The sequence below is a fragment of the Pseudoalteromonas citrea genome, assembly GCF_000238375.3.
Lineage (GTDB): Bacteria > Pseudomonadota > Gammaproteobacteria > Enterobacterales > Alteromonadaceae > Pseudoalteromonas > Pseudoalteromonas citrea.
Genome location: NZ_AHBZ03000027.1, coordinates 788,986 through 814,677 on the forward strand (window position 1 = coordinate 788,986; position 25,692 = coordinate 814,677).

The following is a 25,692-nucleotide window of genomic DNA, read 5'->3' on the forward strand; positions in this document are numbered from 1 at the left end:
AATACAAAGGATTGTTTTGCAAGCCGCACGGATCAGGAAAATTGCGACATGTCGTTTTTTGATTGCTAATTTAACCGTTCGGAGATGCTATGAGTTTGTATTCGCCTTGTTCTTTTATGCCTTATGGAAGAAGTACATTATCAGCGACAGTATTAGTTACGCTTGCTTTACTGTTAGTCACTTTATTGAGTTTTCCCAGTTATGCGACCACGGTTATGTCGGGGGAACTGGCTAAGCACCTCAAAGCGATTGATTATGGCAAAAAAGCAGACAATACTTGGGTTGCTCCCAGCTCGGCAGAGCAGCATCAATTTGAAGTGGTATTTGACGCATTTATTGCGCAAGACTTTCCACTGGCGCAAGAGCTGGCAACTTCTATTGGTTATAATGTTGCGCAATTTTTTGATACCAATACACAATCAACGTATTACTTATTACAAGAACGTGCAACACTTCACAGTGCCGAATTTAAAGGCGGTGGTACCTATGTGTATAATCCCACTGGATTGAATGCCATATTACAGGCGCCCCATCCTAAGCGAGATACGTTTACGGGCACGCAAGCAATTGATGCTTTCTTATACACGCAAACAAAATTACTGATGTTAGCGGGTACTCGTCGAGATAATAGCCATGCGCTCAGCACTTGCACCAATGGACACTATGAGGCGAGTGATGTCGCACATCAAACAGAATCATTTTTTAATGTCGCACATAAATATATGAGTGATTTTGATGATGCATCAGTCTTTATTCAATATCATGGCTTCGGCAAAACAACGCTCGCCAAACTTCAAGCGCAGTGTGACGTGGATAACGATCTAATGCTTAATTTGAGTGAAAGTGTACGTTATAACACTGCAGATGGAGAACATAGCATTTTGCATTCATTACGCAGAGTTGTTGAAGACGAGGGGAAAATTGCGGCTTGTGTCTATGGAAATGATACCAAAAGTCTGGGCGGGACTTGGAATGTTCAAGCGCGCTATACGAATGGTTCATCAAATATATGTTCTACAAGCTCTAGTGCTTCATCTAAACGATTTATTCATTTAGAGCAAAGCTATAATGTCCGTAAGTATCACCGAGATGCTATGCAAAAATACCTTAAACAGGCGCTGGAGAATTACTTTCTTTAGGTAAGTGTATGTTTTAAAAGATTAATATACCAAGCTTTGCGTCACCGTATTAAAAGGTTACAAATTTAAACGTATTTTACTTGTTACTCATGTGTATGTCGGTATAGTTTGACTCCACATTTAGAATGTTCCTAGAAACACTGAGTTGAGTGAATATATGCAATTAGTTGATTTAAACCCTGACGATAGCCATGTTATTGAATTATTCTCAGAAATAGATCGATTGATGCATTCTCTTTACCCTGTTGCGAGCGCTCAATCGTTAGAGCTTACAGAGTTAAAGCAACCAAATGTGCATGCAATTGGCCTTATGAATGAAGATGGTATCGTTGCCTGTGGTGCGATTGTTAAACAATTTGATAATACACTTTACGGTGAACTTAAGCGGTTATACGTAAAGCCGACGTATCGTGGTAAAGGCTTATCACGGCGCATTATGCAAACTTTGTTACATTATGCAGGTGAAGCGCAAATTCCATTAATGCGCTTAGAAACGGGTAGTAAACAATCAGAAGCAATTAATTTATATGAAAGCCTTGGATTTGCCCGATGTGAACGTTTTGGTCTGTATCGAGAAAATCCATTAAGTGTATTTATGGAGCTACCCCTTAACTCGTAAGTGACTAAAGTATGGGTTTGGTGTAAGTACACTGACCTCAACAATTTCATTGAGTTCAATAAGCTGTTGGTGCTCGTGGCTTTTTAGGTATAAACAGTGTTTTTTTTGCTCATTATACACAGTGTTAATTGCGATCCCATCGTGCTCGACTCTATTGGCCGTCAACACCTTTAGGGTATAGTGATATAAACAGGCGATTTCAATATAGTCATGTTCGTTACAATTCATATTTATGAGTCTCCATGTGCTTTGCCATTCTAGAGAATTAATACTCCTTTGCTGTGCTTTATTAAGACCTTTATAACGCATATTTTATTTCAATTACATTAACACCTTTCATGATGCTAGATATAAGCTACACTCACTATTTACGAGCACTTGCGGCAAGTTTTTATTTATTCAGGTAAGGAGACCCAATGCGTATCCTCGTTGTTGACGATATGGCCTCTATGAGGCATGTGATGATAAATATGCTGCGACATGTTGGGTTTGATGATATTGATGAAGCGGTTGATGGCTATCAAGCGATGGTGCTATTAAAAAGCAGGCCTTACGATTTAGTTATTTCCGATTTAAATATGCCAAAAATCGATGGTTTACAGTTGCTCCAAGCAATCCGTCAAGATCGCATACTGGCGAAAACGCCTCTGCTTATGGTAACAGGCGAGAATGAAAAAGAAAAAGTACAACAAGCATTGCTTGCAAAGGTAAGTGGGTTTGTTATTAAACCGTTTAATATGAATACATTAGAGAAGCAACTGACCAGGCTACATTTGCTTGACTAAGTGTCAAGGCCCTTTACAATTTTTGATATTGTTTGGGTGTTAGTCCCAGCACGGTTTTAAACTCTCTGATAAGGTGTGCTTGGTCACTCAATTTTAAGTGTAAGATCACGTCATAAATATCATTATCTGAGTTATCAAGTAGTTTCAGAGCGTATACACACCTTTGTTTTCGCAATAACCATTTTGGTGTTAAACCAATATACTCTAAACACAGCCTTTGCAGTGTCCTGACAGATACTTGGGCTAAGTTTGCCCAATTTTGTACGGTATCAATATCAGGGTTATTTAATAGTGTTTGCCATGCATGATTAACTTTTTTGACTTGTAAGCTAGCCGGTGGAATATCATGAAAGCGCTGATTTAATATGTAAATACAGGCCCCATGATCATGAGGCACCAAATTACTTCTTGTATTTATAGGTAATAGCACACCGTTACTATTGAAATGAAGGTTTTTCAGCGCGTTGTGGTCGCATGGTAAATACTTATTGAGTGCGCCAATTTTAAATTTAACGCCAACAATGGCATGTGATCCTGCCAAAGGTGTTTCATATGCTTGAGTCATTACGCCTGTGTAGTAGGTGCTGAGACGGTCAAATACTAAATGCATGTTTGGGCTCGGTAAGTTTCTTTGTATATGCGTGGCAGCGTGTTTTATATTCCAATCAGCAAACCAATAGCAGTCTATAATTGTTTTGAGGTGTTCTGCTGGTTGGTAAATATTGACGTTGTAATATTGTGCATTTTTTGATGCGTGAAATACACCAGAAGCGTTGGCAAGATGAGTATGAATTTGTCGCATTTATACAATTTTCCGTGCAAATAGTAGGGTAATTTTGTCATATTGATTCAAAGAAAGGAAAGGCGATGTCTAAGTTTACGATAGAGAGTTGGCAAGAAAGCGATGTCATAAAGGGAAAAGATACCGAAGCTTCAATTCGAAGTGCTGTGATTAAAAAGCATTATGTTGGCGTGTTAAACGGCACTTCCGTAACACATTATAGCTTATGCTATTTACCTAATGGATGTGCAACTTTTACAGGGATAGAGGTTTTTAGTGGTCAGTATCAAACTTGTGAAGGGCACATGTCACTGTTGCATGAAGGTAGGTTCCAAAACGGTGAAGCTAAAGGAACACTGTCGGTTATTGCTGGCAGCGGCACAGAACAGTTGAAAACCATTTCAGGAACTGCGCATTTCTGCGCGGGTGATCAGAGTGAGCATGAATTACATACTCATTTTTCACTTTGACACCCGTTACTTGGATCGCTAACGTTTATTTTGCTTTTGCATAAATATAGTAACTTCAGCCATTGTGACACCAAACTTACGAATATAAGAGCGGTTTACAATGGTATTTTCATCAAATGCCCACATCCAATCGTCGAAGTGTACTTTGTACGTGGTGTCGTCAACAGGTAACTGCATATCATAGCTCCATTGCATTGCATTTCCATACACTGTGCCTTTGGCTTTATTAAGTATATCTGAGGCAGTGCCTTGATATTGGTTTTTGTCGGTTTCTGTTATTGTCCATATCCGCGATGTGACGCCTTCGCCTAAACCATAGCTAAAGGTTTCGTCTAATGTGAGTACGTTGCCAGCGTCAATAGAACCATCAATATCTACTGTGAACCTCTGTACAAGTTCACCTGAGCGATTTTGTACAATCCCCCATGCTTTCACATTCCCATCAAAGAACGCATAAGGGTCAAATGCCGGTGTGATGTTTTTATAGGCATCCCCTTTTATAGTGATGCCACACCCGCTTATGGTGGTACATATGACAAGTGCAAATAACGTATTTTTCATGATTTATCCTGTATGGCGAGTAACTCTTTGCGCATTTCTGGTTCAGATGTTTTTTCACTTAACCAAATATTGAAAAAGTGTGTGGTGAAATCTGGGTCTTTTATTTTTCCTAGCAATTTATTCTCGCTATAAAAAACGCTTTCTCCAGCTGCGTTTCTTACGCCTAATAATTGCGTCCCATTGCGCACATTGGGGAATATAGTTTTCATGCTATCAAGCCATAGGGCTAACTTTTGCTTATCTGCATATCCCTGCTTCTGCATCTCTTCAATCGAGCGCTGCGCTATGTCTTCTCCCTCTAAATCTCGTAAATACTCCAGTTTCAGTATAAATGGTCTACTGGTGCTGTATTTCCCGTTAGGAGCATACAAGGTTGCATCATAGACATCCCAAAAAAGATAAGTCATGCGGCTTGTTTGGCCAACTTGTAAGGGGTTAGTGAGTAAACTATCAAGTTCGGCTGCTTGCGCTGTGCCTAGGTGACTTGCCAGTAAGATGATAAACGCCATAACCTTCATGATGGTTTTTCCTTATGTTGTTTTTACATATACCAACATACGTATGGAGTTACCCTGTTAGTTCACTTATACACCAGAACTATTATTAAATATCTTTTTTAATATATCGCTGAACCAAATTACTTTGGGATCTTGCTGTCGTGTTTTGTGTGAATACAACTTAAGCTGGTAGTTAGGGATCGTGATAGGTGGTTGATGTATTTTTAAGGCGAGTTTTGTTGCAGCGTAATGGGCATACTTTTGTGGTAATGTGAGGATCCAAAGAGTGTCAACTAGCATAAAAGGTGCGGTTAACCCATAGGGTGTTGTGAGCGCAATATCTCTCAAGACATTATGTTTTACCAAAGCTTTATCTACCACCCCCCTCCCCTCATTCCAAGGTGCGATCAATATATGTTGGTAATCGATAAAATCTTGAATCGATATTGTTTTTTTGGCGGCCAAAGGATGCTGGCTAGATAGGAGGCTAACGTAGCTATCCGTTAACCAAGTAAGGCCTGAAATACTTTGAGAGTGTTCGGCTTGATGTGCAAAGCCACAGGCAAAATCAATTTGACCTGTTTTTAACTGCTCTTCTGGTATGCGTTGTTCCAGTGATATCAAGCGTATAGAAATTCTAGGGTAATGTTGGTGTATATATTCGATCAGCGGCTTTAGGCACCAAGCTGTATAGTCGGTTACGGCAATGATATAGGTTGTGTCTGTATTGGGATCGAACTGTTCTATTGGTTGTAAACCCAATTGTAGTATTTCCATAGCAGGCATAATTTTTGCTGCCAAACTCTCTGAAAATTGTGTCGGCACCATTTTATTGTCGATACGAATGAACAGATCATTGTTCAACTTTTGTCTCAATCGGGTCAGTGCGTGGCTGCAAGCCGATTGACTCATACTGAGGGTATCAGCAGTTTCACTTACGGAACCATTTTGATAAAGCACAGTAAAAAGCTTGAGTAAGTTTAAGTCGATATTAAACATGCTATGCATAAAATTCATTCACTCAGTGCAATATATGCACTTAATACATCTGTTTTTTTAGCATACACTGGGCGTAGATAATTCACTAAGGGAAATCGATAATGACAATTGAAATACGTGCTGCTGTTAAATCTGATGCCGCAGATATTCTGCACTTTATAAATGAGTTAGCTGTTTATGAAAAAGAACCAGATGCGGTTTTAAATACGGTTTTCGACATAGAGAATAAACTGTTTGGCGATGATGTTCACGCTCATGCATTAATTTGTGAAGAACAAGGCGAAGCAATTGGCTTTGCAGTTTACTTTTTTAATTATTCCACATGGCTTGGGAAGTACGGTTTGTACTTAGAAGATCTTTATATTTCTCAAAATAAAAGGGGCCATGGTGCTGGTAAAGCGATTATGAAATATTTAGCTCGGTTAGCGATAGAGAAAGATTGTGGGCGGTTTGAGTGGGTGGTACTTGATTGGAACCAACCTGCAATTGATTTTTATCATAGTATTGGTGCAAAACAACAAAATGAATGGATCATAAACCGCTTATCAGGTGATGAGCTGCTTGCTTTTGCTTCAGAGTAAGGCTGTGAGCGGTATGAGCAACTATCATGGGCTTAGTTTGTTTTGAGATGTCTCATATCGCTTTTGATTTAATTGTGCAGTATCTTCTCGTCGGATCAAAAAGCTACATATACTGCCAACGACCACAAAGATACCGTACATAGAACCAATATAAACCCAATCACTTTGCTCTATCAATAGCATAAAATGAGTTCCATCATTAATGATGAAAACATTCATAAGAGCAACGAAAAAGACGGTTCTATAATAAAAGTAGTGTCCTAAATGGCTTGCGAACGCACCGATTAACAAAGAGAATAAACAAATGTAGAAACCGATAACAGATAGTGCACCTGTTTGATGGCTAGGAAATAATGCGACTAAACTAAGAGCAATGGCTGCCCAGCCTGTAATTTTATATAGCATATTCAAGTCCCTTGAAAATGTTAATGTTCTAGTTCCTAAGTTAGAGTGAATTATGCGTAACAAATCCAAAATACGCAATGAGATTCACTTAATTATTTAATTTTTGTTATAATTTTGTGTGTTGTAGTTTGCAAAGTTGGTATAACGTCCCGCTCAAACCAAGTGTTCTTCTGTAACCAATGCCGGTTTCTAGGACTCGGATGCGGTAAAGCTATCATTTTGGGCAAGAGTATTTCCCACTGCTTGGTTTGCTCCGTAACGCTTATAAAATTAGTAAAGTGATAGTGTTGCGCATATTGACCAATAACAATAGTTAACTCTATTTGATTGAAATAATTCAATAACTCTTCTCGCCATGTTTGTGCACAGATAGAAGGTGGCGCTAGATCGCCACTTTTTCCTTTACCTGGATAACAAAACGCCATAGGCACAATCGCGAATATATTTGGGTTATAAAAACTTTCTTCATCAACATTTAGCCATGATCTAAGTCGAACACCGCTGGCATCATTAAAAGGCTTATTTGTGAGGTGCACATTTTTACTCGGTGCTTGGCCAGCAATGAGAATACGGGCATTGTTATTTCCTTGAATGGTTGGATTAGCACCTAACGGTAAACTGTCATGGCATATTCTACATTGCCTAATTTCATCTAAAACGTTCACGTTAACAGCCTGCGGTATTCAAATCACACTTTTCAAAGTATACCCCTTTTATCGTATCTGAACGATATTTACTGCGTTAATAGGTACATATCGGCGATTCACTGGCTTTTGTCTCATTTATATACAAATACAAATGAGAATGACTATCTTTTTTGTGTCTAATTTAGCATAATTTATTTTTCTGTATTTTATCCCCTAGGGTTTTATCGTGGTTATATCTCATATCGGTACTTGGTTTAAAAGTGCTCCATTTTTGGTGTGCTCGCGTTTTTTTGCTGCCATTGTCGGCGGTTATGTTTTTTCTGCTATTGCAGTGTCTTTACTCGCTGCGGTGGTTCCATTGCCAAAAACGGACTCGGTATTGCTTGCCGTTAGTTTAAGTATTTTAGTTTATGCATGTGTATTCATTTGGGTATTTAGTGTGCGAGCGTTACGCAAAGTGTATGGGATCTTAATATTATTAGGTACATGTCAGGCTCTATTGCTTGCATTTATTAAAGGTTGGTTATGAAAGATAGCTTTTTTCGTTCAATGACATGGCTGCATACTTGGACAGGTCTTTTAGTATGTTGGTTACTATTTCTTATTTTCTTTGCTGGTACTCTGAGCTTTTTTCGCCATGAAATTACGTTTTGGTCACAACCAGCTGTGCATGATGTGGCACCGCAAGACAATCGAGTGCTAGCGCAGCAAGGTCAAATTAGTGCTGCGTTACAGCATTTAGAGGCTAATGCCGTTGAAGCGGATACTTGGTGGGTTGGTTTACCTTCTGAACGTAATCATGTAATTGAAGTATCCTATAAAGATAAAGGGAAAGAGGGGGAGCGCGGTCAATGGCATGACCAGTATATGGATCCAAATACAGAAGAGACGTTGGGCGAATATCGAGATAGCCATGGCGGGCTATTTTTTTATCGACTTCACTTTGACCTCCACTATATGGATCGTACTGTTGCACGTTGGTTAGTGTCTTTTGCTAGTTTATTCATGTTGATAGGCCTGATTTCTGGAGTCGTGATCCACAAACGTATTTTTAAAGATATGTTCCAGTTTAGAAAAGGAAAAGGCGTACGAACCTGGTTGGATGCGCATAACTTGTCATCGGTACTCGCATTGCCTTTTCATATAATGATCACCTATACCGGGTTAGTCACTTTGATTTTTATGTTGTTTCCGTATCCGGCAATGACGCAATACGACGAAGGTAAAAAAGCTTTTTTTGCTGACTTAAGCCCATCAAGACAACATGCAGATATCACTGGCCGAACGGTTGAAATGTTACCTATGAAGCAACTGGTAGATCAATTTTATACTGACTGGCCACATGTAGATATTAAGCGGGTTATCGTGGACCACCCATCTGATGAGACTGCACGTCTAAAGTTCTATGCTAACACAGGAACAAAGATACAAGATGAAATGCCTGTGTGGGTATATAACACGGTAAACGGTGAGCTCATTATGACCGAGAATACAGATTTTAGTGCCAGTGAAACGCTATATGACAGTATGATAGCATTACACACTGGGCGCTTATCGCTCCCAGGACTAAGGTGGTTATTCTTTGTGTGTGGTATTGCCGGATGTGTCATGATCGGCAGTGGCGCTGTTATGTGGGCGAAGCGTATTCGTGAACGTATGAAAGCGGATCAAACGGCAAGCTTTGGACTCAGACTGGTTGAAGGCCTTAATTTGGCTACTATTATGGGTTTGCCAGTCGCGACAGCGGCATTTTTCTTTGCTAATCGCTTATTACCGGATAGTTATACAGGCCGTGCTGAGGCTGAAATCCACCTATTCTTTCTAGGATGGCTGGGTGTAGCGCTCATGGCTTTATATAAAGCGGGCACTGCCCAATGGCGTCAGTTAGCTCAATTGAACGCCGTTTTATGGTTGGCACTCCCAATTTGTAATGCTCTTACAACTGAAGGTAACTTAGTTAGTTATATATTTAAGGAGCAATGGGTGCTAGCTGGGTTTGATATACTGTGCTTATTAACGGCTGCTGTATTTTATATTCAGAGTCGAAAGTTGGCGAGCAAGCAAGCAGCTAAACCAGCTGTTAATAAAGCATTAAAGGGGCAAGCTGTATGATACAGTTACTTGCTTTTTTATTTTGCTTTACCAGTTTCACAGGGTTTGCTTTGGCAAAAAGTAGCCATTATAAGTCAGTGTTTGGAGTACGAGTAGACGCAAAGCTAAGTCGTCATATACGTATCGTTTCGTGGGTTTGCTTGTTGGCAAGTGCTTTGATGAGCATGTGGCATCAATTTGGCTATGGCAGCATTTTATTATGTGGCTATATGGCTGTCTCAGTGATGTGTTTGGCTCTACTGCTAAGTTATATGCCGGCCAAGTTGAGATCACTTATTTACTTACTCCCCGGACTGCTAGTCATAACAGCTGTTTTGGCATTGTTATAATGGCTTGTTTTTAACCTTTTAGCTCAGTTTTAATAATTAAATCGCTATCATCACATCAGAGATCACGATATTACTAACATAACTTAGTAAAATCGTGATCTCTCCTTAGTATTTTTTCCATAAGTTAATAAAAATCTGATCTAACAGGTTTATTACAAGGTTTTTGTTAGTAAGAAACTGATCTGAAGCCGAGTTCGAAGTAGTCAATGTTAGTAAAATTATGATCTAGATAGATATCAGGCCAGGTTCTAACGATAATGATCGACGCTTGTGCGTAATAAACCTTGGTTATTCCCATATTTAGTTAGTAAAAAACTGATCTGTTTGAGAAGGGTTAGTAAAATATTGATCTGCGCTGTACCTAGTTAGTAAAAATATGATCTTACGTAGCCTTGCTTGGTAAAATACTGATCTCTCATAGTAAATTATATTGTATGGCGTATGGTTTCCCCTTCAGTTAGTAAAATGGTGAGTTCTCGGAGATCACCATTTTACTAACTTACTCGTTATACTCTTGTTATTATTCAGTCCACGCTAACTGCATGTCCCAAACATAACGATGTTCTGGCTTAAGTGGTTGTTGGCTATCATTTACCTGCTCCAATACATTATGAGCTTTAACTAAAGTGGCATCTCGACCAAATAAGTAACTTTGCTCTTTGACAATTGATAGATAAGCCTTGTTTAAAGCCAGTGCTCGTTCAGGAGACGGTGTAATAAGTTCATAGAGGTTACGTGTGGCTTTTACTTTTTCAGTATTAAGCTTGCCATCAGCATTGAACCAGCGCATCAGCATTTCTTGATTTTGTCTAAATTCATCCCCCCCGCCAACACGTGTCATATAGGTTAAGAATTCCCCGTCTGTTTCACCTTTATTTGGTACATCCGTCATTGATTTTAAATCGATATAACCCCAGCCTTTTTTACCGGTAACTTTACGAGCAAATGAAAATGTTTGGTCGTATGTTGAGCCAACCGTTTTGTGACAGCCGTTACAAAACGCAAGTTCTTGTTTATGTTGTGGTCTCAGCTTACCTTGTGCATCTTCTATATAGCCATTGATGGTCCAGCCAAAACTATTATTGATACCTTGATCTCCGAGATAGAGTGTTTGCGGGAGGTTTTCAAATGATTTTTCTTTCGCTTCTCGATAATATGATGTACCAAGTTCTTGCTTAGACTTGAAGTTATGCTTTTTCATATAGCGCACTTCTTTCATACGCGGCGCGTTAAATATAGCTCCGTTACTGTCTACGCCTATGTAGCGAACGGTATGCAAAAACTCGGTGCCTTCTGGGTACAGTTGATATGCCAATTCAGCCGTTGCATCGCCAACATAGTTGGACTGCTTAGTTATATGGTTAATCGTCGTAAGTTTGCCATCTGAGTTTAAGTCAGTTCCTACTCGTTGCTCATTGATTGGTGGTGTCGAGATTGTTTCTAATCCTTTCAAAGCAAGCTCAACCAGGCTGAGGTTGGCAAGATAAGCGTCTTGGTTATACACGCCTTTCACTTCCCTAAATGCACTTGGCAGCCTGATCATGACATCTCCCGTTGAGCCATTAGTAGGCCAAAATGTACTAGGGAATGGCTTATAATTAAATGCCACCCAGCCGCTACCATCTTTCGCAAAACCCTGGGAGTTAAATGCTTTTTCTGGGTACGCTAAGTTTTTAATGGGGGTGATCTCACCTAGCCATTGTGAGTTGGCCTGCTGTTTTTTGATAAACTCACTGTAATTATCTTGGTTTATCCAATCGAGTATTTTTTTATCTGAAATGCCTTTGATTAAGTCAGTTCGGTCAACAAACAGGTTTTTCCAGTGATTTTTTACTCCCAGATCTGAAAACTCATAGTCACCCTGTAAATTACCGTCAGCCATTTGATTTGGCCTATTTAGATCCGTACGGTCAGTTTGGTGGCATGCATAACACGGATTATTTACACCGTTTGTTTTAGTATAGCACTGCGGTGGGATCACCGATTCTGCATTGTAGGTTTCGTTATGTTCAATATAAGCCAATGCGGGAATATCATCCCCTACTTGGTATGGCGGGGCACTGGGTGGTGTAGTATTGGTGTTTGCGTTAAGTTCAGGACCGGTGATGATGTTTTTTTCTGAGCAGCCAAGTAACCAAGTGATAGATACCGATAATAATAATACTAAGAGAAGCTGTTTCATTTTTATGACTTCTATTTTTGTTGCTAAAAAAAGCGGCAATGCGATGATTGCCGCTCAGGCTATTAAAACGTTAATTGATTACTTTGATTGCGGGTCATACATCCACAAAGTGTTATTCTCTTGAAAACCATCTTCACCAATAAGTATACGTCCATCGCGCATAACAATAACGTTGTCAGGTTGAGAGAGCTGATTGACATCACAACGTTCCGCACCGGTTAAGCTCGAGCGATATGTTCCGCCCATTACAACAGGTTCAATACGTGTAAGATTGTAGTTACTGTCTATGCTTGCACGATAAACACCGCCACAGTCTTTTACGCGCGCGGATAGTTGCATATCGCCTTCACCATCTGTCATGGTGCTATCTAAATCAGCAATGCCAATATACATATACGCTTTTTCTACGATTTCATTAGCGATTACGTCTTGGCCTGTAATTGCTTCAAGCACACGATCATGGTTTATGCTGATCCCTTCAAGTTTACGCCACTCTGCAGTTGCGCCTTTTAAGCGGGCTGCTTGGCGAGACTCTAAGAATGCAACACGGTCATCCATTGGCTTACCAGCTGTAATAGGGCCGCCGCCTTCTGCAACCGTTGGATAAGTTGCTTTACCATCAACCCATGCTTGCACATCAGCGACGGACAAATAGCTTGTTTGTCCTTCTACGTAATCTGCACTGGTAACATCATCATACTGTGCTATCCAAGTTTCTATTTGCGAGTTGGTATTTGATGCTAATTCAACCCATTCGATATCAAATCCAGTGACTGCTGGGTCGCTAAGACCTGCATCTTGAGTTAACTTAGCGCCATATAATGTGCCTGAGCTTAAGTCTTCAGGTTGGTCTGCAATGAATTTAAATAATACGCCACCAGTATCATCTTGCGACGAATAAACGGTACGACGGTCAGGCATAACTACTGAATTTTCGTGCTCATATCGACCAATAGTAAAATGTTTAACAACATCTGGTGTATCTGTTGCTGGGTTTTGCACCTCAGCAATGTACCCGTAGCGATAAGGGTTTGGGAACTCAGGTGCAAGGAATTGTCTGAAGTTCTCTAAACGAGAGCTAATATCTGTAGGCTTATTCCAAGCTGGGTTTGTTGTAGTGTCGACTTTAGAGTCTACGATCCACTCTTCAGATGTTAGCGGAGTACCCCAAGGAGATACAGACCCAAAGCAATTTGCGGCAGTGCCCTTTACTGAATCAAAATCGACCATCATGGCTTCTTCCACAGACCAAGTGCCATTGGTTGCTTTACTCATTTTTAAGCGGCTCATGCCTCCTGGGTAGTCTTCCCAGTTAGTAAATAAATAACCTGTATTTTCACCTGCGGGAACAAAGCCATTAAAATCAGGCATGTTATTTTTTATAATTTCTTGTTTTGAACTGATCCCATAGATGACACCTAAGCCTCCAGGCAAGCTTTTCTCATTTAATCCTGCAAAAGTATCACCTGTTTGACCTAGAATTTGATATTGGCCAACAGCAGATACCACGGTTTGTTGTTCTAAGGCTGAATCGCTATGTGGTACCGCAGAACTGACAATATTTCTCGGTAATTCATTGAAGTTCACCCCGCTTAATACGCCAACGGTCCCGGTGTGATATGTTTTCTGATTAAAACTATCTACTTCAGTATTTGCATCATTGGGGTGTTGGATATTGAAAAATAGGTCACCTTCTCGTGTCAAATGTAACCCCGTTACCTCAGCCCCTGCTGGTACGGTGGCTATACGGATCAAACCAGAACCGCCATTTGTGCCGCTCTTTCCTGTCGTACCATCAACACCGTTTTGGCCATTAACGCCATTTTGGCCATCACTTCCATTGGTGCCATTGATACCGGCATCGCCTTGCTCGCCGGCTGGACCAGCAGCGCCAGTTGCACCATCGTCACCATTACAGGCAGTTAAAGCAAGTGCGACGGCACTTGCTAGTAGAGAATATGCTACACGATTCATCAGTTACTCCAGGTTGCTATCATTGTTGTTTTTAAAACAGACAACAGTGTTACTTGGACCGGTTACAAGTACCTGACATTAATGTGAATTTTTTCAGACAGTTATAAGACTGCTCATTTATCGTTGAGTGTTATGCATAAAATGTAAAGGGGCTTTACAGTGTCGTATTACCTATTATGTTTCATGTATATCAGCGCCTCAGTGTCAAACCCATAGCTTTTGGTTGTGTTGATAAAGTGTGTTAGCCGCTCTTTTGATACGGTCGGCGTTCTTGATAGTAGCCACAAGTAATCTTTGTTATAACTGGTAACATATGCATATTGATAATTCTTTTTATCAAGCTCAAAAACGACATATGACCCATAAAAAGGGCCAAAGAAAGACACTTTTAAATGACCGTTTTTTTTATCCCCCACAAACTTGGCTTTACCAATGGCTTGTTTCCAGGTTTGTTCTTCATCGACATAACCTTTGTTTATGACTTCTACATAGCCATCAGGTTTCAATGTATAGTTTGCGGTTACACTGCTCATTCCCCGTTCAAAACGATGGTCTAACCGTGCGATCTCGTACCACTTCCCTTGGTATTGAGCCATATCTAACTCAGATACTGGCTTTATGCCTTGTGCAACGCCAGTGCACCCAGTGATAAATAAAATACATATGAGCGTCATAATTTTGTGCATGGTGTAATGCCTATAGCCGAAATGTTTAATTAATTTAAATTATAGAGCGTTACGATTACAATGGTCACCAAGATCATTATTTTACCTACCAATTCTACCAGAGGTTTTACTATGCAAATTTGGGTTGATGCAGATGCTTGTCCTACGCCAATAAAAGAAATTATTTTTCGTGCAGCACAGCGCACGCAAACACAAACAACACTTGTGGCAAATCACGCAATGCGAGTACCTGCGACTCAATTTGTGACCTTACTACGGGTTAATCAAGGGTTTGATATTGCCGACAATGAAATCGTAAAGCGGGTACAAGCAGGCGACATTGTGATCACCTCTGACATTCCCCTAGCAGCTGAAGTGGTTGAGCTAAACGTACATGCGATTAACCCTCGAGGTGAAGAATATACGGAGCACAATATTAAATCGATTCTCAATATGCGTGATTTTATGGATACGATGCGCAGCAGCGGTGTTGAAATGAATGGGGGGCCATCTAAGCTTTCTGCAACGGACAAACAAGCGTTTGGTAATGCGCTAGACCGTATTTTACAACGCGCCAAATCATGAAAATACTAACTCACGGTTTTGGGAATAATAGCGGGTTAGTTGCGGTTTATGTTGAGCGCCCACCTCCCATGTCTGAATATCGTAATTTAACTAAAATACAGCCACTTATCAGTGGTGAGATTGATGCGATTAATATGGCATCGGGCAATGGGTGGCGCAAAGTATTCAATGTTTATGCGAAGTTCATTGCACAGCTAAGTCATAGAGATCATCATTTTACTAAGTATGATACTTGGCAAGAGTATCGTGATAATTGCTTATTGCAGCAGCATAGTCAGGAGGCTTTGTTGTTTAGCCCTCCTAATATTGGTGAGAAACTCTACAAATATCACATTATTGCAGGGCGAACGTATGCCAAAAAATTATTGAGAGATCACATTTTTACTAACACTCTTGAATGGCTAGATGATGAGTTTGCAGTAGACCACACGTTAAACCTAGTGGTGTGTCCGTACTTTGACTACCGACAGCTAAGTAATATTAAAATTAGTAAATTATGTGGCATTTTACATAGCCTTGACTAACCTCACACTAACAAGGTTGGTAGAAGAGTAAAGGAAAGGATGAAGGTTTTAGTTGTAGATGATATGCCACTGATGCGGCATGTTTTAATCAATATGTTACGCAAATTGGAATACACAGACATCACAGAAGCGACTGATGGTATACAGGCTGTCTCTTATTTAAAAAAACAAAAGTTTGACCTGTTAGTGACTGATTTGAACATGCCAAAAATGGATGGCACCATGTTGATTGATAAAGTAAAACATGAACTGGCATGTCATAAAATGGCAATTTTGGTGGTGACGTGTGAGGACAATCGCCGTACGTTGCTAAAGCTTATTTCCGCCAGAGTCGATGGGATCATTGTAAAGCCGTTTTGCTTAAAAACATTAGAAAAACAGCTCCAGTGTATTGCTACAAAGCGTGGCAAACAATCCCAGAAAAGCCAAGTGCTTTAAAATAAGTGTGAGGCTCTGAGAGTTCTGAGGTTTCAAGTAATTCAGCTAAACGGATGCGATTAAGCGGGTAAAATTCATGGCTTAAGTTATGACGCATACGTTGTTCACCTATTTCCGTAAGTCCTAGCGTACGACACATCGCCAACTGCGCTTCTCGTTCAAACTGTGTTTCAGGCACAACAAGGTCGGCAATAAACACCACACCAGATGAAAGTATGTTGCGCCGAATAGCTTGCAGTAATGTGTTTTTATCGCCGTTGTCGGGTAAAAAGTGCATCACCAATAAACACAGGGCTGCATCGACGGGCGCATCTAACGTGGTGAGTTCACCATAGTGAAAAGTAACGCGAGATAGCAGTCCATGCTCGGTAAATTGCGCCTTTGCTATATCGAGCATATCCGCTGACACATCTTGCGCGATAAAGTGCCAACTTTCATTGGCATTAGCCAGCTCTATAATATCTCTACCCGTTCCGGCTCCAACAATTAAAATGGTTGACTCATCGGGTAGTAAAGTGAGCAATTGTGCGGCAGTTAGCTGGTGCAACAGCTCGTATCCGGGCACTAGTTTTGTGATCCTTGAATCATAATTTACTGCTTCATCACCTTGAAAGTGCGGCATATATTATCCTTTCACCGTAAGACTCGAATAGCCTCCGGGCTGCTTTTTCACTTGTATTTGTGTCGCTACGCGTTCTGTCATTTCACTTACGTGTGAAATAACCCCTACTTTGCGCCCTTGCGCTTGCAGTGAGTCTAGCGCATCTAGCGCCACACTCAATGTTTCAGGGTCTAAAGTACCAAACCCTTCGTCAATGAAGAGCGAGCCAATGTGTACTTTATTGGAAGATAAAGACGCAAGCCCTAATGCCAATGCCAGTGAAACTAAGAATGACTCTCCGCCAGATAAGGTATTCACAGAACGCTGCTCGTCAGCCATATCTTTATCAATAATGGCAATATCAAGTGAGTGTCCGATCACCGTTAATTTGTAACGTTTTGACAAACTATGAAGGTGCTGATTTGCGTATTGTAATAGTATTTTTAAGGTTTGTGTTTGGGCAATGTTACGCAACTTTTTGCCAGTCGCATCGCCTAGTAGTTTATCGAGTAAATGCCAGTGTTCGTAATCTGCCTGCAGAGCGGACAGCTGGGTTTGTTTTTCTTGTAATTGTGCCACATTCTTTTCGTGCTGGGTCAGCAAGGTATTGCATTCAAGCCACAGTGTTTGAGTCGCTTGCTGCTGTTGATTTAGTCTATCAAGGCTTGCGTTAAGCTCATTAACAGACTTATCAGTCATAGCATGTGCTTGATGCTGAGTATATTCAGCTTGCAGGTGCGCCAAAGTCGCTTGTATTTGATCATGCTGTGTTGTTAGTTGCTTGTGCTTTGCATGTAATGCCAAAAAGTGCGTTTGGTCTTGGGATAAAATTGAGTCGATTAACTCAGCGTCTAACTGCGGGAAGACCGGCTGTTGCTGTGACAACCACTGTGCAAACCGCTGATCCACGGTTTGAGTTTGCTGGTCGATTTGGCTCAGTTGCTGTTGCAAATTGGCTTGTTTCAAGGTTTTTTCTTGCAGAGCATGGGCAAGCGTTGCAAGCGCACTTTTTACTTCAACCACTTGTTGCTGCGCATTATCTACCGCCAATTGTAAAGCCTGTTGCCACTGTTCAGGGGTTTGCTCAAGGGGCAGCAGTAATGCGCGTGCTTGATCAAGCTGCAGTGTACTGGCAGCTAAGGTATCAACGCGATGCTGTGCATTTACACATTGCTGCTTTTGCTCTGCATGCTGCGCTAAAATTATATCTAAAGTATTACGCGCATTTTGTTGTGATGTGGCTAGGAGGTCTAGAGAGTGCTCAACATGTTGTAGCTGTTCAATTCGAGCAGTGAGAGATAGCCGCGCTTGGTGATTTTGTTCTGAAAAAAGTGACCACCAATCCTCATCATTAAAAAGCTGCTGGGCCTGTTGCTCAATGTCGCAGATATCTTGGTTTAACTGTGTTAACTGGTGGTCACAGTGCTGTGTTGTGTGCTGGTGCTGTTGTAAAGCTTGTTCGGTATTTTTCAGCTCAGTTTGGACTGCTTGCAATGCGGTTTGCGCCTGTTGAAACTGTTGCCACGCATCCTGTTGTTGGGCTGATAGCGCACTATATTGTGTTAGCTGCGCTTGCAATGATGTTATTTGGTTATGGCACTGCTCATCAGATAAAGTAGCAACTTCACCTAATTCATTTAACTGTGTGGTTAATTGCTGCGATTTTAGCCCTAGTTGCGCTTGCTGCTGCAACGTGACTTGTAGTTGTACATTAACGGCTTCGAGTGTACTCAGGTGCTCAGTATACCGCGTTTGAGCTTGTTGTAATGCTTGCTCTGCTTGCGCTTTTTGCACTTGAAAATCATCGAGCAAATTTTGCCAATGTTCATCGATATGCTCAACGCCGTAGGGATGCTCTGTTGCGCCACAGACGACACACTCTTTTCCTGGCTGAAGCGAACTGCGTAAGGCACTAATATTTTCACTGGCTCTTAGTTGTATCTGGCTATAATTATCTTGAGTGAGTGCAACACGCTGTTTTGCTAACTCGGTTTGTTGCTCAGTGTCTTTTAGTTGTAGCGTTAAACTGTGCTGCTGGTGGCGAGTTTTATCTAATTCTACCTGTAATTGAGTTAACTCAGTATCGACATTACGCAGTGTTTCTTTGCACGCTAACCCGCTCTGTAACGCAAAACGGCGCTGTTGAATGGCTTCATAGTCAAGCTGAGCAATCTCTTGCTTTAGGGCGCTTAATTGTGTCTCAATCTGTAAACTGTGTTGCTGTTGTTTGTCGACTTGCAGTGTGAGCGGTGCACAAAGCTCAGCGAGCTGAGTGACTTGTTGAGTCGCTGCTTGGTGTTCATTGTTGAGCGTAGTTCGCTGAGTCGCTAATTGTTCTAACTTCAATAGCAATGCACTGAGGTGTTGCCAATGTGGTAATGCAGCAATACCCTGAGGATCGCTATTTAATGTGTCACGCAATTGTGTGGCTTTGGCATTATCGTCTGACAAATTTTTCTGCAGGGCTTGCTGCTCTGATGCTGTTTTATCGAGCGTACGTTGTATTGCCTCAACCTCGTGCTGTGCATTGTCTAATTGGGTTTTGTTTGCGGTGCGGTTTGTATCAAGTGTTCTCACTTGAATAATATTTGGCTGTTGTTGTTTAAAGGTTGCTTTAGTCTGTGATTCTATAGCAATGAAGTCGCGGTGCTGGGCTTCTTTTTTTCTGATCTCTTCAGTGAGATCCACCTTATTAAGCTGCGCGTGCTCTAAAATACATTCTTTGTGTTGTACTATGAGCTGCTTGGCTTGAGCCCTATTATCTGAGATTTGCGCTACAACGGTTGCCAATTGTGCCAACTCAAATTCTGCTGATTGTGTTGAAAGCTGCTCTGCAACATGATTTAACTGCGTGGTATGGTCATGTACTTTGCTTTGTATAGCTTGGCCAGTTTGCAGCCAGTTTTTTTGTTGTTCTATGTGCTTTTGCTGTTGTTTATACTCTTCTAATGCTGCGTGATGTTGCTTATTTTGTATCGTAACTTCATCAAGCTCTTCATCACTTAGCAAAGAATAGGCTTCTAAGCTCAAACGCAATTGCTCTAATTCGACTTTTTTATTTTTATGTAGCTCGAATATTGTCTGTCCGATGCGGCTAAATTTATCAGTCCCCGTTAAACACTCTAACAGTTGCGCCCTTTCATCACTGCTGGCTTTTAAAAAGGCTGAAAACTCATGCTGGGCCAGTAGTACGGCGCGCGTGAATTGCTCGAAGTTTAAGCCAATAAGTTGCTCAACAGACTTTACGGCCGCAGACTTTTGAGCCATCAAAGTATCATCTTCGAGGGAATATATTTCGTGTTCGGCTACTTTAAGCCGGCCATCTACTTTGTTGCGTGCTCGTGCGACTTTCCAACAGGCTTTGTAGCGTTGATTGTCTTGCCCAATAAATACAACTTCGGCGCTGCCTTGTGCGCATCCTCGGCGTAATAAATTACGAGGGTCATTCAGCTTTATTTCGTCACCATTAAAGGCAACCGTATTCTTTAAATCGTTTTTAAGGCGAGCGGTCTTTGCATATAACGCTAAGCAAATAGCATCGAGCAAGGTGCTTTTGCCTGCGCCAGTGTCACCGGTAATGGCAAATAAACCACTTTCTTGCAGTGGTGTTTGCTCAAAATCAATTGTTGCCCGGGTGATGGATGCGAGATTGGTCAGTGTCACGCTAATTAGCTTCATGATTGTTCTACCTCATCCAATGTTGTCATCACATGCGCTAAACATTGCTTTATTGCCTCTGGGGCTCGCTCCGTGTTCCCCATATGCTGTTGAAATGCCAAATCTAACAACTGAACAGGATCGAGCTGTTCAACACTGCCCAAGTCGTCAAATCGTGTTTGCTGACCGTCATCATTATTACTGTGTACACGTTCAATACCACAAAAGCGAACGTGTTTATCGGCTAACGCTTCGTCTATTTTGGCTCGAAATTGACTGTCTGTCTCAGTGGCGTTGAGCCTTAGGCGTACATATTGAGGCGGGGTCTCTAGCTTGCTTGGCAGTTGGTTGATCAATTCGCATAATTCATCAAGGGTGGCACTGCCCTTTTCGGGTAGCAAGCACACATCCTGATAGCGCGGTACCAGTAATGATGTCACTGAAGTACAGGTTTGGCTGTCAAATTGCGCAATGAGCACTTGATGTTGATAGTGCCGCTCTGAAAATGACATCGGCATTGGCGTGCCGCTATAGCGGATGAATTCGCTTTTTGCGACGCGCTGTGATTTGTGCAAATGACCTAATGCGACGTAATCGGCATGCTCGGTGAATATTGAAGCATTAATAGAATCAAACCCACCGATAGTGATATTGCGCTCGGAATCACTGGAAATATCCCCACCTTTGGCGTGCAGGTGGCCCATAACAAGCAAAGGGCCTTGCTTTATCGACACCGCGTGGGAAATACTACTGAGGTAAGCGGCATTGACACCGTGTTGGTAAGCATCAGGCTGCTGGCTATCTAACATTAAGTCGCCGGCGCGTAAAAATGGCATGGCAACAACCGTTAGAGGCCCTTTCTCGCTCTTTAGCGATAACACAACCTCTTCTGGTGCATGTTTGTTATATCTACCGACTACATGTGTATCAAACGCATGCAATAAGGGTTTGGCTGTTTCGATACGATTTGCAGAGTCATGATTGCCGGCAATGATCACTACCTGCAAATTCGGACGACTCTCTTTGGCACGCTTAATAAAAGAATATAGTTGTTGCTCTGCACTGGCTGGAGGGGTAGCGGTATGATATATGTCCCCAGCAATCACCAAGACATCAATTGCTTGCTCAGTGAGCGTGTCACATAGCCATGTTAGAAAGGCATCGTGCTCTTGTGTACGACTATGTTCATAAAATTGTTGGCCAAGGTGCCAGTCGGAGGTGTGCAGTACTTTCATCAAGCGTCCCTATACTCATCGAGACGCTAATATAGCATTGCAAAGCAGATTTGTTTAACGTGTTATCTGTAACGAAGCAAAAATAATGATTGGCAAAACAAGCAAAAACAATAATGTAGGTGTTTTGAAAAATCGATTTTGTTTTGCTTGTTGCCTTTTTAGGGCAGACTTTTCATTACAAGCAGCGATTTTATCTACATAAAAGTAACCTTCATCTAAATATTGCTTGCAGTTTTGCTCATCTGCTGGGATGGCAACTAATTTTTCTTGTTTTTTTAGGATGTAAAAATCCATACTGCTCACCACTTGTCTATGACTAAACGGGTATAATTAACAGAGCAAAACTAACGCCAACTTTATAGGCTTTATTTTCTCTGAAATAAAAAAGAGCGCGATTTTAAAGACAAATTGGTCCAAATATCAATACTTTTTTTGCCCTTTCTTTATTTATTTTGAAAATGGGCATAATAACTTTCAGAAATATCAAAATGGCATGCCTTTGAATGCTTGAATTAGCTCAGTAAAGTCCAGTTTTTAATCGTTATCACTTGTACTTTAGTCTGAAGTAATTAATCACAGCTGAATAGCTTATTTTTTTGTACGTTTCTATTATTGTTACATTATCTCATTAACTGTAATAAAATTAGACTATTTGCAAAGCATTTTATTTGCTAGATTAGCAAAATCGGCCGCTTATTGAGGTGTAATTAGCACGTGGGCGTTAGCGATTCTTTGTAAGTTTGTCTTCGATGCTCTAATGAGCCTCTTTAAGGAAGCTATTTTGCGATACCCATGGCTCTACACTACAGTAAGTAAAAAACCAACAATAAAGAGTGAAAGTTGCACAGTGCTCATTGGGGCGTTTTTATTGTGGTTGCCACTGAATAGTCATGCTCATCAACTAAAAGCGGCCTTAAGCACGGTAGTTGTGAATGAGGCCAGTGGCGAGTTAGAGTTGACACATCGGTACTATCTGCATGATGTAGAGCACGCGGTGGCACATTTATTTGGTGATGAAGTCGATATATTCTCAGCAGATCAACATAAGTTTGTGAAGTATGTTCATGCGCATATTCGATTAAAGCAGCCGAATGGCCAGATATTACCTTTACGTAACATAGGCGCGCGTATAAAAAAGCCATTTTTCTTTGTGTATCAACAGTCAGTACTGCCTGATAATATTGCTCAGCTAAGTATGCAAAATACTGTGCTGCGAGACGTTTGGTGTACGCAAATAAATATGGTGAACTTTAAAATACAAAATGTGACACGAACATTACATTTTGATGGTAATGATGATTGGTTATCAGTGAACGTTAAGCCATAGACTTGGCCCGATCGATTTTTTGAAGACATTTTTCTGCTGCTAGATTAAGCGTGAAACTCCAAGCTAAATATAGTGCTTAAAAGATGACTTTTTCTTGGTCACATGAAACCTATGTACGGTGAGAAAATTTCATTCTCAGGTGATCTTTGCAACCCACGATATCGTAAACTAAGGTTATACCCTCAGAGGCTTTTTCGGGCAAGGAAACCATGACACAAGTACCGCTAATGCAGCGTAACACTAAGGCAAAAACACAGCCAAAGATCAAAGGCGTTATCTTCGACCTCGATGGTACTTTAGTTAGTTCAGCACTCGATTTTTCTATCATCAAAGCGCAAATTGGATGTTCGCACGATCAAGATCTGCTGACTTATATCGACAATTTACCATCACCGTACATGCGCGAAGAAGCCATGCATATTGTTCATCAGCATGAATTAATGGACGCGCAGCATGCACGAATATTGCCCGGCGTTCAGCACAGCCTAAAACAATTAAGTCAAATGGGAATACCCATGGCCATTGTCACGCGAAATTATGGAAAAGCGGCGGAACTTAAGTTGAAACAGTGCGAAATATCAATTTCACATTTAGTTACACGAGATGATGCCCCGGCAAAGCCGGATCCAACGGCATTGCTACAAATCGCCAACCAATGGGGATTCAATGCCGAACATTGTATTTATGTTGGTGATTATCTCTATGACATACAAGCTGCACATAACGCGAGCATGAGAGCTTGTTTTTATGCACCTGATGATGTGCCAAGTTATGCGGCAGAAGCACAATACATTTTGCGACATTTCCGTGAATTACCAGAACTTATTTTGGCGCATAGTTAACTTTATCACAGGACAAAGTTACATCTACGCTAGCTCATTTGTCTCAGTCTTGTTAAAATCTCGGCAATTTAATTTATAAAACGAGAATTAAGATGGGCAGAGCATTTGAAGTCCGCAAGAACGCCATGGCAAAAACGGCGGCGGCAAAAACCAAAGTAAACTCAAAATACGGTAAAGAAATTTACGTTGTCGCGAAAAATGGTGGCTCTGATCCAGATACAAATCAGTCTTTACGCCGTTTAATTGAAAAAGCAAAAAAAGACCAAGTACCAGCACATGTTATTGACAAGGCGCTAGAAAAAGCAGCTGGTGGTGCGGGTGAAGACTATTCACCAGCCCGTTATGAAGGTTATGGCCCTGGCAATTGTATGGTGATTGTGGATTGTTTAACTGACAACCCTAACCGTACGATAAAAGACGTGCGTTTACCGTTTACAAAAACAGATTCAAAGATCGGCAGCCCAGGGTGCGTCGCACATATGTTTGACCATTTTTCTATACTTGGTTTTGCTGGTGATGACGATGAAGCGGTTTTAGAAGCGCTAATGATGGCAGATGTTGATGTAACTGATGTAGAAGTTGAAGACGGTAAAGTCTCAGTGTTTGCACCTCATACAGAATATTTCAAAGCGAAAACAGCCCTTACTGACGCATTCCCTGAAATCAACTTTGAAGTAGACGAGATCACTTTTGTTCCGCAGACCCAAGTTGAAATAACGAATGAAGATGATATCGCAAATTTCGAAAAGTTCATGGGTATGCTTGAAGATTGTGACGACGTACAAAACGTTTATCACAATGCGATTGTAAGTGCATAATTGCAGTTAGTCAGATACGAAAAACCGAGCTTGAACAGTTCGGTTTTTTTATGGCATTAGGGTGAGTTTGCAAACGGTAAAAACCACGTTTGCAAAGATGCTCTTTTGCCATTTACGGCTTTTATTACTTTCATTGTCGCACTAGAGTGTAAAGGGGCTTTACGCCATTGAACTTGAAGAAGTGGCTTTATTCAGTAAACCTCGGATCTCTTTGACTAGCGAGATGCTGGCTTCATTATCACCGTGCACACATAAAGTATCTGCCATTAAAGACAGCTCATTGCCTGAGCTAGTTTGTACGCTGTGCTGATTAATAAGTTGCGTTACTTGCGCCAGTAGTGCAGGAGTATCATGAACTGCATTGGCTTCACTGCGAGGGCTTAATAGTCCTTCATCGGTATACAAACGGTCTGCAAAGGCTTCAAATAACAAGGTAACACCATATTCCTCTGCGAGCTTTCGATGTTCATTTTGTTTCGCGGTTGCGAGCATCATTAATTTTAAATTGCTTGGGTAAGTAGCAACAGCCTCTAAAACCAACTTTAAAATCGCGTTATCACGCATCATATCGTTGTAAAGCGCGCCATGGGGCTTTACATACTTGAGTGTTAGCTGTTGTACTTTTGCCATGCCTTCGAGCGCTGCAATTTGATAATGTAAACAGTTGATAAGCTCTAATGGCTGCATTTGCATTGAGCGTCGTCCAAAGCCTTGTTTATCGGGGTAACTAGGATGTGCGCCAATCATGACATTATGTTTTTTTGCTAATTGCAGCGTTGCTGCGATGACATCTGGGTCTCCTCCGTGAAAACCACAGGCAATATTGGCACAATCAATTTCGGCCATCGCTTTATGGTCAAGCCCCATAGTCCACGCACCAAAGCTTTCACCTAAGTCACAATTTAACAGCATGCTCTTA

29 protein-coding genes are annotated in these 25,692 nt (G+C 41.1%); 14 read left to right on the top strand and 15 right to left on the bottom strand.

Annotated elements, in window-relative coordinates:
* The first annotated feature begins 89 nt into the window (after window positions 1-89).
* Window positions 90-1,139 carry a hypothetical protein gene (locus tag PCIT_RS21370; RefSeq protein WP_010364409.1) on the top strand — a complete coding sequence of 350 codons (1,050 nt, stop codon included), beginning with the start codon at window positions 90-92 and terminating at the stop codon, window positions 1,137-1,139.
* 157 nt (window positions 1,140-1,296) lie between these two features.
* A complete protein-coding gene (locus tag PCIT_RS21375; RefSeq protein WP_010364407.1) occupies window positions 1,297-1,758 on the top strand; it encodes a GNAT family N-acetyltransferase in 462 nt (153 codons plus the stop codon).
* Here PCIT_RS21375 and PCIT_RS21380 read toward each other — a convergent pair.
* On the bottom strand, window positions 1,741-1,986 hold the full coding sequence (locus PCIT_RS21380; protein WP_040698318.1) for a Rho-binding antiterminator: 246 nt from the start codon (window positions 1,984-1,986) through the stop codon (window positions 1,741-1,743). The two genes, PCIT_RS21375 and PCIT_RS21380, sit on opposite strands and share 18 nt — an antisense overlap.
* A 188-nt stretch (window positions 1,987-2,174) precedes the next feature.
* Between PCIT_RS21380 and PCIT_RS21385 the strand changes: the two genes are divergently transcribed.
* On the top strand, window positions 2,175-2,543 hold the full coding sequence (locus tag PCIT_RS21385; RefSeq protein WP_010364402.1) for a response regulator: 369 nt from the start codon (window positions 2,175-2,177) through the stop codon (window positions 2,541-2,543).
* 13 nt (window positions 2,544-2,556) lie between these two features.
* Here PCIT_RS21385 and PCIT_RS21390 read toward each other — a convergent pair whose 3' ends face one another.
* Complete coding sequence (locus PCIT_RS21390) at window positions 2,557-3,345, bottom strand: helix-turn-helix domain-containing protein (RefSeq protein WP_010364400.1); 789 nt, start codon at window positions 3,343-3,345, stop codon at window positions 2,557-2,559.
* A 65-nt stretch (window positions 3,346-3,410) separates the two neighbouring features.
* On the opposite strand from PCIT_RS21390, the gene PCIT_RS21395 reads away from it, so the two are divergent.
* Complete coding sequence (locus PCIT_RS21395; RefSeq protein ID WP_010364398.1) at window positions 3,411-3,794, top strand: DUF3224 domain-containing protein; 384 nt, start codon at window positions 3,411-3,413, stop codon at window positions 3,792-3,794.
* 18 nt (window positions 3,795-3,812) lie between these two features.
* Here PCIT_RS21395 and PCIT_RS21400 read toward each other — a convergent pair whose 3' ends face one another.
* The 3 genes from PCIT_RS21400 to PCIT_RS21410 form a co-directional block, all read right to left on the bottom strand.
* A complete protein-coding gene (locus PCIT_RS21400) occupies window positions 3,813-4,355 on the bottom strand; it encodes a DUF3833 domain-containing protein (protein WP_010364396.1) in 543 nt (180 codons plus the stop codon).
* Window positions 4,352-4,873, bottom strand: a complete 522-nt coding sequence (locus PCIT_RS21405) for a chalcone isomerase family protein (protein WP_010364394.1) — start codon at window positions 4,871-4,873, stop codon at window positions 4,352-4,354. The genes PCIT_RS21400 and PCIT_RS21405 overlap by 4 nt, the downstream gene beginning before the upstream one ends.
* Window positions 4,874-4,939: 66 nt before the next feature.
* Entirely contained in the window at window positions 4,940-5,860 is a 921-nt protein-coding gene (locus PCIT_RS21410; RefSeq protein ID WP_010364391.1) for a LysR family transcriptional regulator, read from the bottom strand.
* 92 nt (window positions 5,861-5,952) lie between these two features.
* Here PCIT_RS21410 and PCIT_RS21415 point away from each other — a divergent pair, with 92 nt between their 5' ends.
* Window positions 5,953-6,432, top strand: coding sequence for a GNAT family N-acetyltransferase (locus PCIT_RS21415; RefSeq protein WP_010364389.1), 480 nt, complete (start codon window positions 5,953-5,955; stop codon window positions 6,430-6,432).
* A 24-nt stretch (window positions 6,433-6,456) separates the two neighbouring features.
* On the opposite strand, the gene PCIT_RS21420 is transcribed toward PCIT_RS21415, so the two are convergent.
* Window positions 6,457-6,837, bottom strand: a complete 381-nt coding sequence (locus tag PCIT_RS21420) for a hypothetical protein (protein ID WP_010364387.1) — start codon at window positions 6,835-6,837, stop codon at window positions 6,457-6,459.
* A 92-nt stretch (window positions 6,838-6,929) separates the two neighbouring features.
* Complete coding sequence (locus PCIT_RS21425; protein WP_010364385.1) at window positions 6,930-7,502, bottom strand: uracil-DNA glycosylase family protein; 573 nt, start codon at window positions 7,500-7,502, stop codon at window positions 6,930-6,932.
* Window positions 7,503-7,710: 208 nt separating this feature from the next.
* On the opposite strand from PCIT_RS21425, the gene PCIT_RS21430 reads away from it, so the two are divergent.
* The 3 genes from PCIT_RS21430 to PCIT_RS21440 are packed head-to-tail and all read left to right on the top strand — an operon-like array spanning window position 7,711 to window position 9,925.
* Complete coding sequence (locus PCIT_RS21430) at window positions 7,711-8,013, top strand: hypothetical protein (protein ID WP_010364382.1); 303 nt, start codon at window positions 7,711-7,713, stop codon at window positions 8,011-8,013.
* A complete protein-coding gene (locus PCIT_RS21435; protein ID WP_010364380.1) occupies window positions 8,010-9,596 on the top strand; it encodes a PepSY-associated TM helix domain-containing protein in 1,587 nt (528 codons plus the stop codon). Before PCIT_RS21430 ends, PCIT_RS21435 begins: the two co-directional genes overlap by 4 nt.
* Window positions 9,593-9,925 carry a DUF3325 domain-containing protein gene (locus PCIT_RS21440; protein WP_010364378.1) on the top strand — a complete coding sequence of 111 codons (333 nt, stop codon included), beginning with the start codon at window positions 9,593-9,595 and terminating at the stop codon, window positions 9,923-9,925. Before PCIT_RS21435 ends, PCIT_RS21440 begins: the two co-directional genes overlap by 4 nt.
* Window positions 9,926-10,445: 520 nt before the next feature.
* Here PCIT_RS21440 and PCIT_RS21445 read toward each other — a convergent pair.
* The 3 genes from PCIT_RS21445 to PCIT_RS21455 form a co-directional block, all read right to left on the bottom strand.
* Entirely contained in the window at window positions 10,446-12,107 is a 1,662-nt protein-coding gene (locus tag PCIT_RS21445; RefSeq protein ID WP_010364375.1) for a hypothetical protein, read from the bottom strand.
* Window positions 12,108-12,185: 78 nt separating this feature from the next.
* Complete coding sequence (locus tag PCIT_RS21450; RefSeq protein ID WP_010364373.1) at window positions 12,186-14,081, bottom strand: alkaline phosphatase PhoX; 1,896 nt, start codon at window positions 14,079-14,081, stop codon at window positions 12,186-12,188.
* A 167-nt stretch (window positions 14,082-14,248) separates the two neighbouring features.
* Window positions 14,249-14,767: a lipocalin family protein gene (locus PCIT_RS21455; RefSeq protein WP_010364372.1), complete on the bottom strand. Its 519-nt coding sequence runs from the start codon at window positions 14,765-14,767 to the stop codon at window positions 14,249-14,251.
* 111 nt (window positions 14,768-14,878) lie between these two features.
* Here PCIT_RS21455 and PCIT_RS21460 point away from each other — a divergent pair, with 111 nt between their 5' ends.
* From PCIT_RS21460 to PCIT_RS21470, 3 genes are read left to right on the top strand one after another with little or no spacing between them, the layout of a single operon-like run.
* Window positions 14,879-15,331, top strand: a complete 453-nt coding sequence (locus PCIT_RS21460; RefSeq protein ID WP_010364370.1) for a YaiI/YqxD family protein — start codon at window positions 14,879-14,881, stop codon at window positions 15,329-15,331.
* A complete protein-coding gene (locus PCIT_RS21465; RefSeq protein WP_010364368.1) occupies window positions 15,328-15,855 on the top strand; it encodes a DUF6942 family protein in 528 nt (175 codons plus the stop codon). The genes PCIT_RS21460 and PCIT_RS21465 overlap by 4 nt, the downstream gene beginning before the upstream one ends.
* A gap of 39 nt (window positions 15,856-15,894) precedes the next feature.
* Complete coding sequence (locus tag PCIT_RS21470; protein WP_010364367.1) at window positions 15,895-16,293, top strand: response regulator; 399 nt, start codon at window positions 15,895-15,897, stop codon at window positions 16,291-16,293.
* On the opposite strand, the gene PCIT_RS21475 is transcribed toward PCIT_RS21470, so the two are convergent.
* Genes PCIT_RS21475 through PCIT_RS21490 form a run of 4 tightly spaced genes read right to left on the bottom strand, consistent with a single transcriptional unit; the run spans window position 16,250 to window position 22,080 of the window.
* Complete coding sequence (locus tag PCIT_RS21475) at window positions 16,250-16,915, bottom strand: class I SAM-dependent methyltransferase (RefSeq protein ID WP_010364365.1); 666 nt, start codon at window positions 16,913-16,915, stop codon at window positions 16,250-16,252. The genes PCIT_RS21470 and PCIT_RS21475 overlap by 44 nt on opposite strands.
* Window positions 16,916-16,918: 3 nt before the next feature.
* Complete coding sequence (locus tag PCIT_RS21480) at window positions 16,919-20,572, bottom strand: AAA family ATPase (RefSeq protein ID WP_010364363.1); 3,654 nt, start codon at window positions 20,570-20,572, stop codon at window positions 16,919-16,921.
* Window positions 20,569-21,786, bottom strand: coding sequence for an exonuclease SbcCD subunit D C-terminal domain-containing protein (locus PCIT_RS21485; protein ID WP_010364361.1), 1,218 nt, complete (start codon window positions 21,784-21,786; stop codon window positions 20,569-20,571). Before PCIT_RS21485 ends, PCIT_RS21480 begins: the two co-directional genes overlap by 4 nt.
* 54 nt (window positions 21,787-21,840) lie before the next feature.
* Window positions 21,841-22,080 carry a hypothetical protein gene (locus tag PCIT_RS21490; RefSeq protein WP_010364360.1) on the bottom strand — a complete coding sequence of 80 codons (240 nt, stop codon included), beginning with the start codon at window positions 22,078-22,080 and terminating at the stop codon, window positions 21,841-21,843.
* A gap of 487 nt (window positions 22,081-22,567) precedes the next feature.
* Here PCIT_RS21490 and PCIT_RS21495 point away from each other — a divergent pair, with 487 nt between their 5' ends.
* From PCIT_RS21495 to PCIT_RS21505, 3 genes are all read left to right on the top strand, one after another.
* Window positions 22,568-23,113, top strand: a complete 546-nt coding sequence (locus PCIT_RS21495; protein ID WP_010364358.1) for a DUF6702 family protein — start codon at window positions 22,568-22,570, stop codon at window positions 23,111-23,113.
* A 209-nt stretch (window positions 23,114-23,322) separates the two neighbouring features.
* A complete protein-coding gene (locus tag PCIT_RS21500) occupies window positions 23,323-23,955 on the top strand; it encodes an HAD family hydrolase (protein ID WP_010364356.1) in 633 nt (210 codons plus the stop codon).
* A gap of 92 nt (window positions 23,956-24,047) precedes the next feature.
* Complete coding sequence (locus tag PCIT_RS21505; protein ID WP_010364354.1) at window positions 24,048-24,773, top strand: YebC/PmpR family DNA-binding transcriptional regulator; 726 nt, start codon at window positions 24,048-24,050, stop codon at window positions 24,771-24,773.
* 159 nt (window positions 24,774-24,932) lie between these two features.
* Here the strand turns inward: PCIT_RS21505 and PCIT_RS21510 are convergent, their stop codons facing one another.
* Entirely contained in the window at window positions 24,933-25,685 is a 753-nt protein-coding gene (locus tag PCIT_RS21510) for a 5-oxoprolinase subunit PxpA (RefSeq protein ID WP_010364352.1), read from the bottom strand.
* Window positions 25,686-25,692 lie beyond the last annotated feature (7 nt).

Excerpts from the sequence above, each read along its gene's own strand:
- PCIT_RS21375 (WP_010364407.1), top strand. The coding sequence starts at position 1,297 with ATGCAATTAGTTGATTTAAACCCTGACGATAGCCATGTTATTGAATTA.
- PCIT_RS21490 (WP_010364360.1), bottom strand. The coding sequence starts at position 22,080 with ATGGATTTTTACATCCTAAAAAAACAAGAAAAATTAGTTGCCATCCCA.
- PCIT_RS21380 (WP_040698318.1), bottom strand. The coding sequence starts at position 1,986 with ATGAATTGTAACGAACATGACTATATTGAAATCGCCTGTTTATATCAC.
- PCIT_RS21485 (WP_010364361.1), bottom strand. The coding sequence starts at position 21,786 with ATGAAAGTACTGCACACCTCCGACTGGCACCTTGGCCAACAATTTTAT.
- PCIT_RS21455 (WP_010364372.1), bottom strand. The coding sequence starts at position 14,767 with ATGCACAAAATTATGACGCTCATATGTATTTTATTTATCACTGGGTGC.
- PCIT_RS21415 (WP_010364389.1), top strand. The coding sequence starts at position 5,953 with ATGACAATTGAAATACGTGCTGCTGTTAAATCTGATGCCGCAGATATT.
- PCIT_RS21400 (WP_010364396.1), bottom strand. The coding sequence starts at position 4,355 with ATGAAAAATACGTTATTTGCACTTGTCATATGTACCACCATAAGCGGG.
- PCIT_RS21505 (WP_010364354.1), top strand. The coding sequence starts at position 24,048 with ATGGGCAGAGCATTTGAAGTCCGCAAGAACGCCATGGCAAAAACGGCG.
- PCIT_RS21500 (WP_010364356.1), top strand. The coding sequence starts at position 23,323 with ATGACACAAGTACCGCTAATGCAGCGTAACACTAAGGCAAAAACACAG.
- PCIT_RS21510 (WP_010364352.1), bottom strand. The coding sequence starts at position 25,685 with ATGCTGTTAAATTGTGACTTAGGTGAAAGCTTTGGTGCGTGGACTATG.
- PCIT_RS21405 (WP_010364394.1), bottom strand. The coding sequence starts at position 4,873 with ATGAAGGTTATGGCGTTTATCATCTTACTGGCAAGTCACCTAGGCACA.
- PCIT_RS21480 (WP_010364363.1), bottom strand. The coding sequence starts at position 20,572 with ATGAAGCTAATTAGCGTGACACTGACCAATCTCGCATCCATCACCCGG.
- PCIT_RS21395 (WP_010364398.1), top strand. The coding sequence starts at position 3,411 with ATGTCTAAGTTTACGATAGAGAGTTGGCAAGAAAGCGATGTCATAAAG.
- PCIT_RS21410 (WP_010364391.1), bottom strand. The coding sequence starts at position 5,860 with ATGCATAGCATGTTTAATATCGACTTAAACTTACTCAAGCTTTTTACT.
- PCIT_RS21460 (WP_010364370.1), top strand. The coding sequence starts at position 14,879 with ATGCAAATTTGGGTTGATGCAGATGCTTGTCCTACGCCAATAAAAGAA.
- PCIT_RS21420 (WP_010364387.1), bottom strand. The coding sequence starts at position 6,837 with ATGCTATATAAAATTACAGGCTGGGCAGCCATTGCTCTTAGTTTAGTC.
- PCIT_RS21440 (WP_010364378.1), top strand. The coding sequence starts at position 9,593 with ATGATACAGTTACTTGCTTTTTTATTTTGCTTTACCAGTTTCACAGGG.
- PCIT_RS21435 (WP_010364380.1), top strand. The coding sequence starts at position 8,010 with ATGAAAGATAGCTTTTTTCGTTCAATGACATGGCTGCATACTTGGACA.
- PCIT_RS21450 (WP_010364373.1), bottom strand. The coding sequence starts at position 14,081 with ATGAATCGTGTAGCATATTCTCTACTAGCAAGTGCCGTCGCACTTGCT.
- PCIT_RS21370 (WP_010364409.1), top strand. The coding sequence starts at position 90 with ATGAGTTTGTATTCGCCTTGTTCTTTTATGCCTTATGGAAGAAGTACA.
- PCIT_RS21465 (WP_010364368.1), top strand. The coding sequence starts at position 15,328 with ATGAAAATACTAACTCACGGTTTTGGGAATAATAGCGGGTTAGTTGCG.
- PCIT_RS21445 (WP_010364375.1), bottom strand. The coding sequence starts at position 12,107 with ATGAAACAGCTTCTCTTAGTATTATTATTATCGGTATCTATCACTTGG.
- PCIT_RS21470 (WP_010364367.1), top strand. The coding sequence starts at position 15,895 with ATGAAGGTTTTAGTTGTAGATGATATGCCACTGATGCGGCATGTTTTA.
- PCIT_RS21390 (WP_010364400.1), bottom strand. The coding sequence starts at position 3,345 with ATGCGACAAATTCATACTCATCTTGCCAACGCTTCTGGTGTATTTCAC.
- PCIT_RS21475 (WP_010364365.1), bottom strand. The coding sequence starts at position 16,915 with ATGCCGCACTTTCAAGGTGATGAAGCAGTAAATTATGATTCAAGGATC.
- PCIT_RS21385 (WP_010364402.1), top strand. The coding sequence starts at position 2,175 with ATGCGTATCCTCGTTGTTGACGATATGGCCTCTATGAGGCATGTGATG.